General features: G+C 70.4%; 15 protein-coding genes. 7 read left to right on the top strand and 8 right to left on the bottom strand.

Annotated elements, in window-relative coordinates:
- Positions 1-6: 6 nt before the first annotated feature.
- Positions 7-1233: a streptophobe family protein gene (locus OHT57_RS03990; protein WP_443053590.1), complete on the bottom strand. Its 1227-nt coding sequence runs from the start codon at positions 1231-1233 to the stop codon at positions 7-9.
- Positions 1234-1455: 222 nt separating this feature from the next.
- Between OHT57_RS03990 and OHT57_RS03985 the strand changes: the two genes are divergently transcribed.
- Positions 1456-2721, top strand: a complete 1266-nt coding sequence (locus OHT57_RS03985) for a DUF6777 domain-containing protein (protein WP_328744501.1) — start codon at positions 1456-1458, stop codon at positions 2719-2721.
- Positions 2722-2845: 124 nt separating this feature from the next.
- On the top strand, positions 2846-3304 hold the full coding sequence (locus OHT57_RS03980) for an ATP-binding protein (protein WP_328744500.1): 459 nt from the start codon (positions 2846-2848) through the stop codon (positions 3302-3304).
- Between the two features lie 86 nt (positions 3305-3390).
- On the opposite strand, the gene OHT57_RS03975 is transcribed toward OHT57_RS03980, so the two are convergent.
- Entirely contained in the window at positions 3391-4287 is an 897-nt protein-coding gene (locus tag OHT57_RS03975; RefSeq protein ID WP_328744498.1) for an RNA polymerase sigma factor SigF, read from the bottom strand.
- 594 nt (positions 4288-4881) lie between these two features.
- On the opposite strand from OHT57_RS03975, the gene OHT57_RS03970 reads away from it, so the two are divergent.
- Positions 4882-5325 carry a helix-turn-helix domain-containing protein gene (locus tag OHT57_RS03970; RefSeq protein ID WP_328744497.1) on the top strand — a complete coding sequence of 148 codons (444 nt, stop codon included), beginning with the start codon at positions 4882-4884 and terminating at the stop codon, positions 5323-5325.
- A gap of 15 nt (positions 5326-5340) precedes the next feature.
- Here the strand turns inward: OHT57_RS03970 and OHT57_RS03965 are convergent, their stop codons facing one another.
- The 3 genes from OHT57_RS03965 to OHT57_RS03955 all read right to left on the bottom strand — a co-directional run bounded on the left by OHT57_RS03965 (position 5341) and on the right by OHT57_RS03955 (position 7893).
- Complete coding sequence (locus OHT57_RS03965) at positions 5341-5943, bottom strand: ClpP family protease (protein WP_328744496.1); 603 nt, start codon at positions 5941-5943, stop codon at positions 5341-5343.
- A 1-nt stretch (position 5944) separates the two neighbouring features.
- Entirely contained in the window at positions 5945-6568 is a 624-nt protein-coding gene (locus OHT57_RS03960) for an ATP-dependent Clp protease proteolytic subunit (RefSeq protein ID WP_328744495.1), read from the bottom strand.
- A gap of 122 nt (positions 6569-6690) precedes the next feature.
- Positions 6691-7893, bottom strand: a complete 1203-nt coding sequence (locus tag OHT57_RS03955; RefSeq protein WP_328744494.1) for an epoxide hydrolase family protein — start codon at positions 7891-7893, stop codon at positions 6691-6693.
- A gap of 138 nt (positions 7894-8031) precedes the next feature.
- Here OHT57_RS03955 and OHT57_RS03950 point away from each other — a divergent pair, with 138 nt between their 5' ends.
- Positions 8032-8511 (top strand): VOC family protein, encoded by a 480-nt coding sequence (locus tag OHT57_RS03950; RefSeq protein WP_328744492.1) that lies wholly within the window; start codon positions 8032-8034, stop codon positions 8509-8511.
- Between the two features lie 28 nt (positions 8512-8539).
- On the opposite strand, the gene OHT57_RS03945 is transcribed toward OHT57_RS03950, so the two are convergent.
- Positions 8540-9439 carry an SGNH/GDSL hydrolase family protein gene (locus OHT57_RS03945; protein ID WP_328744490.1) on the bottom strand — a complete coding sequence of 300 codons (900 nt, stop codon included), beginning with the start codon at positions 9437-9439 and terminating at the stop codon, positions 8540-8542.
- An 81-nt stretch (positions 9440-9520) separates the two neighbouring features.
- Positions 9521-9685: a hypothetical protein gene (locus OHT57_RS03940; RefSeq protein WP_328744489.1), complete on the bottom strand. Its 165-nt coding sequence runs from the start codon at positions 9683-9685 to the stop codon at positions 9521-9523.
- A gap of 149 nt (positions 9686-9834) precedes the next feature.
- Between OHT57_RS03940 and OHT57_RS03935 the strand changes: the two genes are divergently transcribed.
- Together OHT57_RS03935 and OHT57_RS03930 are read left to right on the top strand one after the other, a co-directional pair.
- The gene (locus OHT57_RS03935) at positions 9835-10635 is read left to right on the top strand and encodes a VOC family protein (protein WP_328744488.1); all 801 of its coding nucleotides are present in this window, start codon (positions 9835-9837) and stop codon (positions 10633-10635) included.
- Positions 10636-10777: 142 nt separating this feature from the next.
- Positions 10778-11473 (top strand): ribonuclease H family protein, encoded by a 696-nt coding sequence (locus tag OHT57_RS03930; protein WP_328744487.1) that lies wholly within the window; start codon positions 10778-10780, stop codon positions 11471-11473.
- Between the two features lie 34 nt (positions 11474-11507).
- Here the strand turns inward: OHT57_RS03930 and OHT57_RS03925 are convergent, their stop codons facing one another.
- Positions 11508-11960 (bottom strand): SRPBCC family protein, encoded by a 453-nt coding sequence (locus OHT57_RS03925; protein ID WP_328744486.1) that lies wholly within the window; start codon positions 11958-11960, stop codon positions 11508-11510.
- Positions 11961-12493: 533 nt separating this feature from the next.
- Between OHT57_RS03925 and OHT57_RS03920 the strand changes: the two genes are divergently transcribed.
- Positions 12494-13756 carry an FAD-dependent monooxygenase gene (locus OHT57_RS03920; protein ID WP_328744485.1) on the top strand — a complete coding sequence of 421 codons (1263 nt, stop codon included), beginning with the start codon at positions 12494-12496 and terminating at the stop codon, positions 13754-13756.
- Positions 13757-13823: the final 67 nt, after the last annotated feature.

The raw sequence follows: 13823 nt of genomic DNA, 5'->3' as shown, positions 1-13823 counted from the left end.
ACCCGCTCACACGTCAGCCGGTTTGAACTCCCCTTTGCGGCGGACCGGCAAGGCGAGCAGCGCGCCGAGGAAGCCGGTGACCAGGCCCCAGAGCGCGCCGAGTCCGACGGCGGCCCACAGTTCCGGCTCGAGGAAGAGCTTGCCGCCCAGGCCGCCGCCGAGGTCGCCGATCCCGAGAACCGAAAGGCCGTAGTGGGCGGAGATCCGCCCGACCAGGCAGATCATCAGCACCGTGAGAGCGAGGGCGACCGCCAGATGGACGGCGTGCTGCCAGACGCGGACACGGGCGGGGGAGCGGGCCGCCATCAGGAACGCCACGGACAGCAGCAGGACCGCGTCGACGACCACCAGCCACCACACCCGGCCGTCGTGTTCGGCGAGTGTGTGCAGATTCAGCGCGGTGGTGTCCTTGGAGCGCAGCACCTCGTCCAGGACGTGCGGCATGGGCAGGCCGAAGGGCCCCTCGACGCGGCCGTTCCAGGTGGCGCCGAGGCCCAGGGTCAGGGTGAGCCAGACCAGGTTCGGCAGGCCCAGCAGGATCACCGCGAGCGTCTGCGGGGCGTGCCCCCGCGTCACGGCGACGACCAGGGCGACGAGTGCACCGAGCACGACGTACCCGAGCAGCAGGACGACCATGGCGTGCGCGGCCGGACGCACCGACTGCTGGAAGGGGAGCAGCCGGCCGGGGAGCGGAGCCCGGCGCGACACCAACAGGGCCAGGACCAGCACACCGGCCAGCCACAGCAGGCCGAACAGCACGGTCCGCGGCACGTCCGTGGTGAAGCCGACCTCGGGGGAGGCGCCGAAGAGGTCGCCCAGGTCGCTCAGCGTGTCGTCGCCCAGAGAGACCTTGAACGTCTGGCGGGCCGCAAAGGCCAGCGCGAGGAGTACGAGCAGCCACACCACGGCGATCCTGGCCGCCCAGCCGGCAAGCTCCCGGCCCCCGGCGACCGCCCGGTGCCGCAACGGCCGCAGGAAACCCGCGCCGAGCACCAGGGCACCGGTGAGCGTGACGGAGAGGGGGATCACGGTGAGGCGGGCCTTGCTGTCGGCGAGCGCTCCCGCACTTCCCGACAGCTTGATCGTGCCGCCGACGGCTGTGACGACGGTCGCCGTGACGACCCGGGCAAACGCGTGGTCGGGGAGGTCGGAGGCGCCCGCGGCCCACAGTCCGAGCGCGGCGACCAGACCCATGGCCAGCAGTGCGCCCAGAACCGTGGAGCCGGCCCGCATCCAGCCGTGCCGAGCGATGACTGCCTGGTCAAAGGGGGGTCGCGGACTCACCCTGCCACGCTAATCAGCCCCGGGACAGCTCGCCTGCCGGGAGGTCCGTCCGCGTCCGCTTGCGGTCGGCACCGGACAGGAGCAGACAATAGGTGTGGTAGCGGAAAATGCGGTCTTTTCGGGGCCCACGCAACACGTGCCGCAGGGATCCCGCACCGGGAGGAAGAGCTCGTGAGCGTCGAACCACCGTCATCAGGACGCCCCACAGGACCGCCCTCCGGCCCGCTGTCCGGGCCCTCACAGCCGCCTTCGGGCCCGCCCTCGCAGCCTCCGGGCACCGGCGGCGGGGCAACCCCGCCCGAACCCGGCCGCCCCTGGTGGAGATCGGCGCCCAGGATCGCGATGATCGCCACCGCGGTGGTCGCCGCAGTGGTCCTCGCGGTCGTCTTCACCCGCTCCGGGGGCGGGTCGAAATCGGCGAGCGGCAACGGCGAGGTCTTCCTCCAGTCCGCCGCCAAGACGGGCCCCGACCCCTTCACCGAGTCGACGGCGAAGGACAGCTCGGCCCCACCGGTCGCCGCCTCCCCGACCGGCTCCGACGAGTCCGCGAACGCCGTACGAGGGGTGGACGGCGCCGCTCCCGGCCTCTACGGCGGCACCCGCAACGTCTCCAGCTGCGACGTCGAGAAGCAGATCAAGGCCCTCCGGGCGGCCCCCGCCAAGAACACGGCCTTCGCCTCCGTCGCCGGCGTCCAGCCGTCAGAGGTCCCGGTCTATCTGCGCTCGCTCACACCCGTCCAGCTGCGCATGGACACCCGCGTCACCAACCACGGCTACCGCGACGGCGACGCCACCAGCTACCAGGCCGTTCTCCAGACCGGCACCGCGGTCCTCGTCGACGACCACGGAGTGCCCCGCACGCGCTGCGCCTGCGGCAACCCGCTGACCCCGCCGGTCGCCCAGCAGGCCACGCCGAAGCGCGCCGGCGACACCTGGTCGTCGTACCAGCCCTCGAACGTGGTCGTGGTCGCGCCCTCCACGACGATCATCAACATCTTCGTGATCTACGATCCCGACCGCCACGACTGGATCGCCCGGCACCGTGGCGACACCGGCCACAAGGACCACAAGACCGACCCGCCGGTCCGTCCCTCCCCGTCGGTGAGCACGTCGACACCCACACCCCCGACGACGCCGAGCGCACCGACCTCCCCGAGTTCCCCGGCGCCCTGCGTCTCCACGTCGGCCGGAACCACAGGAACCCCGACCGGTACACCCTCGGGATCGGCGAGCCCGAGCCCGTGTCCACCGACCTCGACCGCCCCGTCCTCGCCGGCCCCGGGCCTCCTGCCCCCCTCCTCGGTGCCACCCAGCAGCGCCTCCTCGGGTGACGAGCCCGCGTCCCCCGACTCCTCGCAGCCGCAGGCACCCCTCGCCTCCGACACCACGCCCGGGGCGACCCGCTCGGCCTCCCTGTACAGCGAGCCGGTGATGTAGGGCTTTTGTGAGGAATCTCCGGGACCGACGGGTGTGACGTGTCTCCGGGACTGCGACGCGAGACTCGGGGTACGAGCACTGATGCAGCAGCGTCCGGCCAGTCCGGCTTCCGAGAGAGACACGCATGATCGATCACCTGGACGGGGCAGTGATACCGACTGGCTTCGACGTGCCCGTGGAACCGCTACGCCAGGCGGCGCACTACACAGGCGAGCCGGGATGTATCGCAGAGGCGCGGTCGTTCGCCGCGGATTTCCTTGGCAGGCTCAGAAACGAGTGGTGCGCCGCGATCGGTGACCGTACCGCGCACGAGGTGCTCCTCGTCGTGAGCGAACTCGTCACCAACGCCGATCGGCACAGCAACGGGCCGTACATCCTTGAGCTGGAAGGCTCCGACGTCGCCGTGGCCGTCACGGTCTACGACAGCAGCGCCGCCCTGCCCCGCAGGTTCCCGCGGGATCCTGAACGCGTCGGCCGGCACGGTCTGGAGATCGTGCACGTCCTGGCACGGGAGGTGGCGGCGGAACGCGTGCCGGTGGGCAAGCGGGTACGTGCCGTGGTGGGGTTCGACGCCGAGGAGTGAGCCGGCCCGGTCGCACAGCGGGTGCCGCCCTGGGACGGCACCCGCTTTCCGTGTGTGCGCTGAAGCGCCCTTGTGCCGCGTTCGGGTCAGGCGCAGCCCAGCTCGCCCAGCATGCCCTCGCGCAACCGCATGATGATGCGCTTGATCAGCCGGGACACATGCATCTGCGAGCAGCCGAGACGCTCACCGATCTCCGACTGGGTGGCCTCCTCCACGAACCGCATGTGGATGATCTCGCGGTCGCGGTCGCTGAGCTCGGCCATCAGCGGGGCGAGCGACTGGAAGTCCTCGACGAGCCGCAGTCCCTCTTCCTCGACGCCGATGAAGTCGGCGAGCACCGCTTCACCGCCCTCGGGGCCGTCGCCGGTCAGGGCGGCGTCCAGGGACGAGGAGTTGTAGCCGTTGGAGGCGATCTGCCCCTCGACGACCTCGCTCTCGGTGATGTTCATCAGGGTGGCGAGTTCGGCGACCGACGGGTCGCGGTCCAGGCGGCTGGCGAGTTCCTCACGCGCCTTGGCCAGCTCGACGCGCAGCTCCTGGAGGCGGCGGGGGACGTGCACCGCCCAGGTGGTGTCGCGGAAGAACCGCTTGATCTCGCCGACGATGTAAGGAAGCGCGAAGGAGGTGAACTCGACCTCGCGCGACACCTCGAACCGGTCGATCGCCTTGATCAGGCCGATCATGCCGGTCTGGACGATGTCCTCCATGTCGTCGCCGCGGCCCCGGAACCTTCCGGCCGCGAACCGCACGAGCGACATGTTCATCTCGATGAGGGTGTTGCGCGCGTACTGGTACTCGTGCGTGCCCTCCTCGAGTTCTGTCAGGCGGCGGAAGAACTGGCGAGAGAGCTGCCTTGCGTCCCGAGGCGCGACGGACCGCGGTTCCGCGACTCCCGGCAGCGGTGTCCCACCGGTCCTGGTTCCGCTTGCGAGCTCGGTGGCTGCTGCCTCCGAGCGGTTCACGGCGGTGACGGCGGTATGCATTGCCTCTCCCACGTAAGTCACGGCTCGACGTCTGCCTCTTCGGCCTGGGTTGTCTCGGGTGCTGCAAATGATGCGCGGTCTGCCGGGTACCCGGAACGCGCTGACATATGCGTCCCCGGCCACCGGCCGACCGATCAGCCCGCAGCTCCCTCACCCTTCGCATACCCGGAGTGTGACGACGCATGTCCGTGACGTTCGCCGACGGCGCAAAATCGCTGGTCCCGGCGGCGGCGAGCTCATGGAGGTGACGCCTGGCGACCCGGCCGTCACGGTGAGGCCCGATTCGGATTCCCAGGACAGCGCACAAAGCCTTCGTGGCGGGCGCGGACGCGTGCCCGATGGCCGGAACACAAGAGGAGCACGTCGATGCCCCCGGCGGCGCTCGAAGTTCGCGGCGTCAGGGCGAACCCCGGACGACGGTCCGCTTCGGCCCGGTAGAAGTGGCCGGATACCACCCTTCGCGGTGGCCCGAGCCCGGCTGAAGAAGTCCACGGGCCGAGCCGCATCCCGGACTCTCACCTCTCCCGGCGACGATTCACCCAGGGCGGAACGCCGACCCCTTCCCAGTTCGGCCTCGGAACCTAGGCTGGGACGGTGAGCAACGAAGCGTTGAACCAAGCCCGCGTGATCCCTCTGCGCCCGCAGTCCGCGCGCCCGAGGACCGCCCGCCCGGTGTCCGAACGCCCCGCCACGACACCGCCGCGTCCCGTCGCACCGCGCAGTCCCGCCGCCACGGAGACGAGGGAGCCCCTGTGGCGTGACCTCGTCGGAGACGTCCTGCGCCGCGAGCGCCTCGCCCAGGAGCGCACGCTCAAGGACGTGTCCGACGCGGCCAGGATCTCGATGCCCTACCTCTCCGAGGTGGAGCGCGGCCGCAAGGAGGCCTCCTCGGAGGTCCTCGCGGCCGCCGCCCACGCCCTGGGCCTGGGCCTCGGCGACCTGCTCTCCCTCGCTCAGAGCGAGCTGACCCGGCACTCCGCCCGCAGCCGCGGCACGGCGCCGGGATCGTCGTACGACGGGATGTGCCTGGCCGCCTGACGCGGGACCGGCGCCTCAGACCCGTACGAGGCGCCGGCTCACCACCTCGTCGGCCAGCCCGTACGCCACCGCTTCCTCGGCGGTGAACACCTTGTCGCGGTCCATGTCGGTGCGCAGGGTCCCGGTGTCCTGGTGGGTGTGCCGGGCCAGCACCTCCTCCACCTGGGAGCGGATCCGGACCATCTCCTTGGCCTGGAGGGCGAGGTCCGAGACCATGCCCCGGCTGCCGCCGCTGGCGGGCTGGCCGAGCAGCACGCGCGCGTGCTCGAGGACGGACCGCCGCCCGGGATCCCCTCCGGCCAGCAGTACGGCGGCCGTGGAGGCCGCCTGCCCGACGCAGAACGTCGAGATCGGCGACTGGACGTAGCTCATCGTGTCGTAGATCGCCATCAGCGAGGTGAACGAGCCGCCGGGCGAGTTGATGTAGACGGCGATCTCGTTCTCCGGAGCCGACGACTCCAGGTGCAGGAGCTGCGCGATGACGACGTTGGCGACGCCGTCGTCGATCTCGGTGCCGAGGAAGATGATCCGCTCCGCCAGCAGCCGGCTGAACACGTCGTAGGACCGTTCGCCCTGCGGGGTCCGCTCGATGACGTTCGGAATCGTGTACGTCCCCATGTCAGAGTCCCATCCGTCGCTTCGAGGCGGCCGGGCGGACGTCCGCGAGGGACTCCACGACCTGGTCCACCATGCCGTACTCCCTGGCCTCCTCCGCCGTGAACCAGCGGTCGCGGTCGCCGTCCCGGGAGATGGTCTCCGGGCTCTGGCCGGTGTGCTCGGCGGTGATCCGCTCGATGGTCCGCTTGGTGTGGTCCAGGTTCTGTGCCTGGATCTCGATGTCCGCGGTGGTGCCGCCGATGCCCGCCGACGGCTGGTGCATCATGATCCGCGCGTTGGGCAGCGAGAAGCGTTTGCCGGCCGTGCCCACGCTGAGCAGGAACTGCCCCATGCTCGCGGCGAAGCCCATGGCGAGCGTCGACACGTCGTTGGGGATGAGCTGCATGGTGTCGTAGATCGCCAGACCCGCGTGCACCGAGCCGCCGGGGCTGTTGACGTAGAGGCTGATGTCGGTGCGCGGGTCCTCCGCGGACAGGATCAGCAGCTGGGAGCAGACCCGGTTGGCGGAGACCTCGTCGACCTGGGTGCCCAGCAGCACGATGCGCTGGGCGAGGAGCTGGGCGGCGAGCTGGTCGTCGAAGCGGGTGGGAGGGGTGTCGCCCTCCTCGGCCCTGATGGAAGTCATGGGCGGTCCTCGTGGTCGTAGGGGTGCTGTCGACTCCACTGTTGACCTCGGACGATGCCCCGATGCTGATTCTCTGCCGGTGGCAGATTCGCCACCGGCAGAGTGCGGGCCCACCGGTGTGCTCAGCCTTTCTCGCGCAGCTGCCGGAAGAACGCCCGCACGTCGTCCACCAGCAGGTCAGGCTCCTCCATCGCCGCGAAGTGTCCGCCCCGGGCGAGCTCGGTCCAGCGCACGAGGTTCTCGGTGCGCTCGGCCTTGTGGCGGAGCGGGAGCTGGATCTCCGCGGGGAACAGGGCGAGGGCGGTCGGCGCGGTCGAGGGCTCGGTGGGCCGGGCCGCCCGCCCGCTCGAGGCGTGGGCCCGCTCGTAGTAGATCCGGGCGGCCGAGCCGGCGGTCCCGGTCAGCCAGTACAGCATCACGTTGGTCAGCATCCGGTCCCGGTCCACGGCCTCCTCCGGCAGTTCCGTGGAGTCCGTCCACGCCTGGAACTTCTCGACGATCCAGGCCAGTTGGCCGACCGGCGAGTCGGTGAGCGCGTAGGCGAGGGTCTGCGGACGGGTGGAGTGCAGGACGGCGTAGCCGGTGCCCTCACGCGACCAGTCGCTCCACCGGCGCCATGATTCGAGGGTGCGCTCCCGTTCCCCCGGGCCGAGCGGGGCGAGTTCCTCCTCGGTCGGTTCGTGGGTCGCCTGCGCACCCGGCAGCAGATTGAGGTGGACGCCGATGACCCGCTCGGGGTGGGCGCGGCCCAGCTCCCGGGAGATCGCCGAGCCCCAGTCGCCGCCCTGCGCGCCGAACCGCTCGTAGCCGAGTCGCGTCATCAGCTCGGCCCACGCGTCGGCGATGCGGCCCGCCTCCCAGCCGGTGTCCGCGGGCGGACCGGACAGCCCGAAGCCGGGAATGCTCGGTAGGACGACATGGAAGGCGTCGGCCCGGTCACCGCCGTGGGCCACGGGATCGGTCAACGGGCCCACCACATCCAGGAACTCGACGATCGAGCCCGGCCAGCCGTGAGTGACGACCAGCGGGGTGGCGTCCGGCTCCGGGGAGCGGACATGGGCGAAGTGGATGGTCGTCCCGTCGATGACGGTCGTGAACTGCGGCCACTCGTTGAGCCAGGCCTCGGCCGCGCGCCAGTCGTAGGAGTGCCGCCAGTGGTCGGCGAGTTCGCGCAGATAGCCGGCCGGTACGCCGTACGCCCACCCGGTGGCCGAGAGGTCGTCGGGCCACCGGGTGCGGTCGAGCCGGTCGTGGAGGTCGTCCAGGTCGCTCTGCGCGATGTCGAGGCGGAAGGGCTGGACGAGGTCCGTGCGCGGTGACGTCATGCCGGGATGCTAGTTCGGGTGGGTGTGTCGGCCACCTGGATTACTTCCCCGGCGACCGATGAGTTTCGTGGCGAGGATCGGTCGACATGGATGACGGGCGTTCCCACGAGGGGCGTTCGCACGACCCGGGAGGTACGCATGGCCACCGAAGGTTTCACCACTTGTCTCTGGTTCGACGGCCAGGCCGAGGAGGCCGCCCACCACTACGTGTCCATCTTCAAGAACTCCAGCATCGGTGCGGTCGCGCGGTACCCGGAGGGCGCACCCCAGGCCGCCGGTTCCGTGATGACCGTCGAGTTCACGGCCAACGGCCACAGGTTCCTCGCGCTGAACGGCGGCCCTCTGTTCAAGTTCACCGAGGCGGCCTCCTTCATGGTGTTCTGCGAGAACCAGGAGGAGATCGACTACTACTGGGCCAAACTCACCGAGGGTGGCGAGCCCGGCCCCTGCGGCTGGCTGAAGGACAGGTTCGGAGTGTCCTGGCAGGTTGTCCCGGACCGGCTCCAGGCCATGATCACAGACTCGGACCCGGCGAAGGCGGCCCGCGTGACCGCGGCGTTCATGGCGATGCACAAGTTCGACATCGCCGCGCTGGACAGGGCCTACGCGGGCGAGTGAGGGCACCTTGAGTACTTCTGAGGGCGGCTCAGGACGACCCGACCACCCGCGAGATCTCCTGGGCCATCCGCAGGATGCCGGGGGAGCGGACCGGACAGGGCTTCGGCGTGGGTGTCGTGGGCGCCAGACAGAAGTGCAGGTAGTCCTTGTCGATGTGCATGGCCGTGCGGTCGCGGTCCGGCTGGGTGCAGTAGTCCGGGTGCTCGTGCTCGTAGGCGGTGCACGGCAGGTACTGCGCCCAGGTGTAGCGGGAGCCGGCCGGGGCCACCGCGGCACCGGCGTCGGCGACGACGTCGCCCGAGGCGGCCGCCTGCGCCTCGTACAGCTCGTTCACGCGCCGGACCCGGTCGGGGGTCATCGGGTCCGGGCCCTGCGCCACCCACACGATCCGTGGGCGCCGTTCGCCGCCCGCCGCCGCGATCTGCTCGGTCAGCCTTCGCAGGTCCGCCCGGTATCTGCTGAAGTACTTCCGCGGCGCGGCGGCATGGCTGATCCCGTCCATGCACCAGGTGTATCCCCACGCGTTGCCCCAGAACTGGAGCACCACGACGTCCGGGTGCAGCGCCCGGACCAGCGCGGCGGCCTTGTCCCGGTCGGGCACCAGCGACTTCTTGCCGGTGCCCTCCAGGTAGTCGCACGGAGTGGTGCCCGAGTAGGGCGCGCTCGTGTACGTCGCCCGCAGGCTCCGGCGCAGCTCCTGGCCGAGGACCTGCTGCGCCTCCGTGGCGATCGAGTCGCCGAGATACAGCACGCGCGGGGCGACGACCGCGGCAGAGGTCCTCGGCGAGGGCTGCGCCCGCTGATGTGTGGTGGCCGCCCGGGAGACGTCCGGAGCGGGCGGTGGCACCTCGGGCCCGTCCGAGGGGTCCGAGCAGGCCCCGAGCAGCAGAAGTCCTGTCAGCACCCCCACGATCCACGCCCTCCGCATGCGTGACTCCCGCCCCGGTCGCCGAAAAACGGTTCCCCAGGCAAGCACAACCCGGCACCGGGGGGAAGACACGCACCGGGTTCAGTCGCCGCAGGGACTTTCCAGGAACTCCGTCAGGTCGGTCGGCAGCAGCGGTTTGGCCAGATTGGCGTCGAAGCCGGCCGAAGGCGGGGGAACGTTCTCCGTGGTGTGCAGCGCGGACACCCGGCGGCTGCTGAGGGCGCACGGCACGCTGGACGTGCTCAACGCGACGACTCCGGGGGAGGGGACCACGAGCGGGTCGCCCGTGCGCTGAGACCGGCCCCTAGCGGAACCGCCGGTTCGACGCGCGGTCGGGCGCACCCGTGGTTAGCGTGAGGAGCGGACCCACCACCGATTCGGGAAGGGCCACGATCATGGCCGTACAACCTGAGGGAACCCCCTGCTGGGCCGACGCGATGTTCAGCGACGTCGAGGGAGCCAAGAGCTTCTACGGCGACGTCCTGGGCTGGACCTTCGGCGAGTCGTCGTCGGAGTACGGCAACTACACGCAGGCCTACGCGGACGGCAAGGCCGTCGCCGCCGTCGTACCGCCGATGCCCGGCCAGGAGGGCCACTCGCAGTGGTGCCTGTACCTCGCGTCGCCGGACGCCGCCGCCACCGCCACCAGGATCCGTGAACACGGCGGCGAAGTGCTCATGGAACCCATGCAGGTCGGCGACTTCGGCACGATGTGCCTGGGCCGCGACCCGAGCGGCGTCGTCTTCGGCGTCTGGCAGGGCGGCACCCACGAAGGCTTCGAGGCACCGCCCGAGCAGCCCGGGGCGTTCTGCTGGGCCGAGATCTACACCCGCGAGCCCGAGAAGTCCGACACGTTCTTCCCCGCCGTCTTCGGTTACAGCAGCCGGCAGATCCAGGACGACGCCATGGACTTCCGGATGTTCAACCTCGGCGACAACACCGTCCTCGGCCGGATGAGGATGATGGACGACTTCCCGCCCGAGGTGCCGGCGTACATCAACGTCTACTTCACCGTCGACAACTGCGACGACGCCGTCGCCCGCGCCACCAAGCTCGGCGCCATCCTGCGCTTCGGACCCATGGACTCACCCTTCGGCCGGTTCGCCGCCCTGAGCGACCCGCAGGGCGCGAGCTTCTCGGTGATCGACGTCACCACGACCCAGGGCGAACTGCCCCAGGTCACCGACGTGCCCTGAGCGACACGTCGAGCACAGATCCCCGTGCTCGGACGGGGGGGCGGGTCCCGGCCACCGGCTACCTGACCTGTCCGGCGACACGCCCGCTGTCTCCGCGCCGGAGTGATCCCGGTTCAGGTCGGGGCACCCGTCGGCTCATGGCATGATCGGGCGCATGCGTGAACGATTGGTGGCCGCGTGCGACGGGGCTTCGAAGGGAAATCCGGGACCCGCGGCCTGGGCCTGGGTCGTCGCCGACGAGACGGAGACGCCGGACCGCTGGGAGGCGGGGCCGCTCGGCAAGGCCACCAACAACGTCGCCGAACTCACCGCGCTGGAGCGGCTGTTGAGCGCCGTCGAACCGGATGTGCCGCTGGAGATCCGGATGGACTCGCAGTACGCGATGAAGGCCGTCACCACCTGGCTGCCCGGCTGGAAGCGCAACGGCTGGAAGACCTCCGCGGGCAAGCCGGTCGCCAACCAGGACCTCGTGGTCCGGATCGACGAACTGCTCGACGGGCGCTCCGTCGAGTTCCGATACGTCCCCGCCCACCAGGTCGACGGCGACAGGCTCAACGACTTCGCCGACCGCGCGGCCAGCCAGGCGGCGATCGTCCAGGAACCCGCGAGCAGCGCCCTCGGCTCCCCGGTGCCGCCACCGTCGCCGGACACCCCCAAAGCCGACCGCCCCGCCCGGGCCAAGTCGCCCAAGCGGAGCGGTGGTTCGTCCTCCCGCACGATCAAGGCCAAGTTCCCCGGCCGGTGCATGTGCGGACGCCCCTACGCGGCGGGCGAGCCCATCGCCAAGAACGCCCAGGGCTGGGGACACCCGGAGTGCCGTACGGAAGAGGCCGGTTAGCCCGCTGCGGATGCGGGCCGACGGCCCGTGAAGGTCAGATGACCGCCCCGCGCCACTCGCCGGTCTCCCGGCCGCGCTCCTCGATGAACGTCTTGAAGCGCTCCAGGTCGCCCTTGGTCTGCCGCTTCACGAACCCGAGCTTGTCGCCGACCTTCTCGGTGATGCTGTCCGGATGGAAGTCCATCTGCAGCATCACCTTGGTGTGGTCCTCGTCGAGCCGGTGGAAGGTGACCGCGCCGGCCTGCTGAGTCTCGCCGGCGATCGTGGTCCAGGCGACCCGCTCGTCCGGGATCTGCTCGGTGATCTCCGCGTCGAACTCCCTGTGGACTCCGTTGACGCTGGTCACCCAGTGCGTGAGTGTGGCGGTGCGCTGCTCGATGCGCTCCACCCCGCTCATGAACTCCGGGAAAGTCTCGAACTGCGTCCACTGGTTGTAGGCGGTGTGCACCGGCACGCCGACCTCGATGGATTCCTCGACCTGCGACATGGATGAATCCCTCCTTCGCGCCCTCGGTGTGTCCGGCGCGGGTACCGCACGACCTGCGGGGCAAACCGCCGCAAGGCAGCGGCGCGTGCGGCGGGGCGCGAGGTGGGCGCCGGGCCGTAGTGGCTGACCAGGCCGACCCAGCTGCCGTCGGGGGTGGTGGCCTTCGGCGGTCGCCTGCGGTGCGGCCGGTGAGCTCCGGCATGCGATGTGCATCCTGAGTTGACGACTCGCATGCGTGTCGGCCCCGGCGAGAGCGGGAGAAATCACCCGCGGCAGGTCGGCTGCGATCCGGACAATTACCTACATGCCATACAGAGTCGAACGAAGATGACCTTGCTGTGGCAAGAGCCCTCCGGTCCCCGGACGGAGGAATTCGTTCCCGTGGTGACCGTGGGTCCGGTGCTCCTTTGCGGGTGAACGCGCAGGCAGAGGGCCACCTTGCCCACAGGAAGCAACGCGATCCGCAGCAGGGGGCCACCCTCCCGGACTGCTACTCTGCGCTGCCAATTGACCGCTCTGAGTAATCCCTAGGGGTGCGCGTGAAGGTCGCCTGCATCGGCGGCGGGCCCGCCGGCCTGTATCTCTCCATCCTGCTGAAACGGCAGGACCCGTCCCACGACATCACTGTCCACGAGCGCGACCTGGAGGGTTCGACCTACGGCTGGGGCGTCACCTACTGGCGCGGACTGCTCGACAAACTCCACGAACACGACCCCGAGTCGGCCCGCGCCGTCGAGGAGGCCTCGGTCACCTGGAACGAGGGCGAAGCCCGGGTACGTGACCTGGTCACCCGGCGCCCCAGCGACGAGGGCTTCGGCATCGGCCGTCACCGCCTGCTGGAGATCCTCGCCGCGCGGGCCCGCGCCCTGGGCGTACAGCTGGAGTTCGAGCACGAGATCACCGGCGACAACGTCCCCGAGGCCGACCTCGTCGTGGCCGGTGACGGCGTGCACAGCGCCCTGCGCACCCGGCACGCCGACCACTTCGGCGCCGAGACCAAGATGGGCCGCAACCGCTACATCTGGCTCGGCACCAGCAAGGTCTTCGACTCCTTCACCTTCGCCTTCGCCGAGACCGACCACGGCTGGATCTGGTGCTACGGCTACGCCTTCAGCCCCGAACGCAGCACCTGCGTCGTCGAATGCGCGCCGGAGACCTGGACCGGCCTCGGCCTGGACCGGGCCGACGAGGCCGACGGGATGGCCCTGCTGGAGAAGCTGTTCGCCGACATCCTCGACGGCCACCCGCTGATCGGCCGCTCCACCGGCTCGGGCGGCGCCCAGTGGCTCAGCTTCCGTACCCTGACCAACCAGACCTGGCAGCGGGACAACGTCGTCCTGCTCGGCGATGCGGCCCACACCACCCACTACTCCGTCGGCGCCGGCACCACCCTCGCCCTGGAGGACGCCATCGCCCTCGCCGACGCCCTGCGCGAGCCCCCGTCGCTGCCGCAGGCACTCGCCCGCTACGAGCGGCAGCGCAGGTCGGAACTGCTCTCCATTCAGAGCGCGGCCCGCTACAGCGCCCAGTGGTACGAGAACCTGCCGCGCTACATCGGCCTCCCGCCGGAGCAGATGTTCGCCCTGCTCGGCCAGCGGCACTCGCCACTGCTGCCCTACGTCCCACCGCAGCTGTACTACCGGATCGACAAGGCCGCCGGGCAGCTGGAGGCGCTGCGCAGGCTCAAGCGCTGGCTCGGCCCCAAGGTCGCGCGGACCGTGCACGCGCGCGAGCTGTCCGTACGGGCCTCGGATGCACGCGCTTCGGACGCCCGCACCTCGGACGCCCGCAAGTAGTCCACCGTTCGGAATCAGTATTGGGTGAATGGCGATTCACCGATAGAGTGAATTGCCATTCACCCAC

The organism is Streptomyces sp. NBC_00285, assembly GCF_036174265.1.
In the GTDB taxonomy this organism is placed as follows: domain Bacteria; phylum Actinomycetota; class Actinomycetes; order Streptomycetales; family Streptomycetaceae; genus Streptomyces.
The sequence above is the reverse complement of the archived record's forward strand: the minus strand, read 5'-3'. Positions and strand labels throughout refer to the sequence as shown.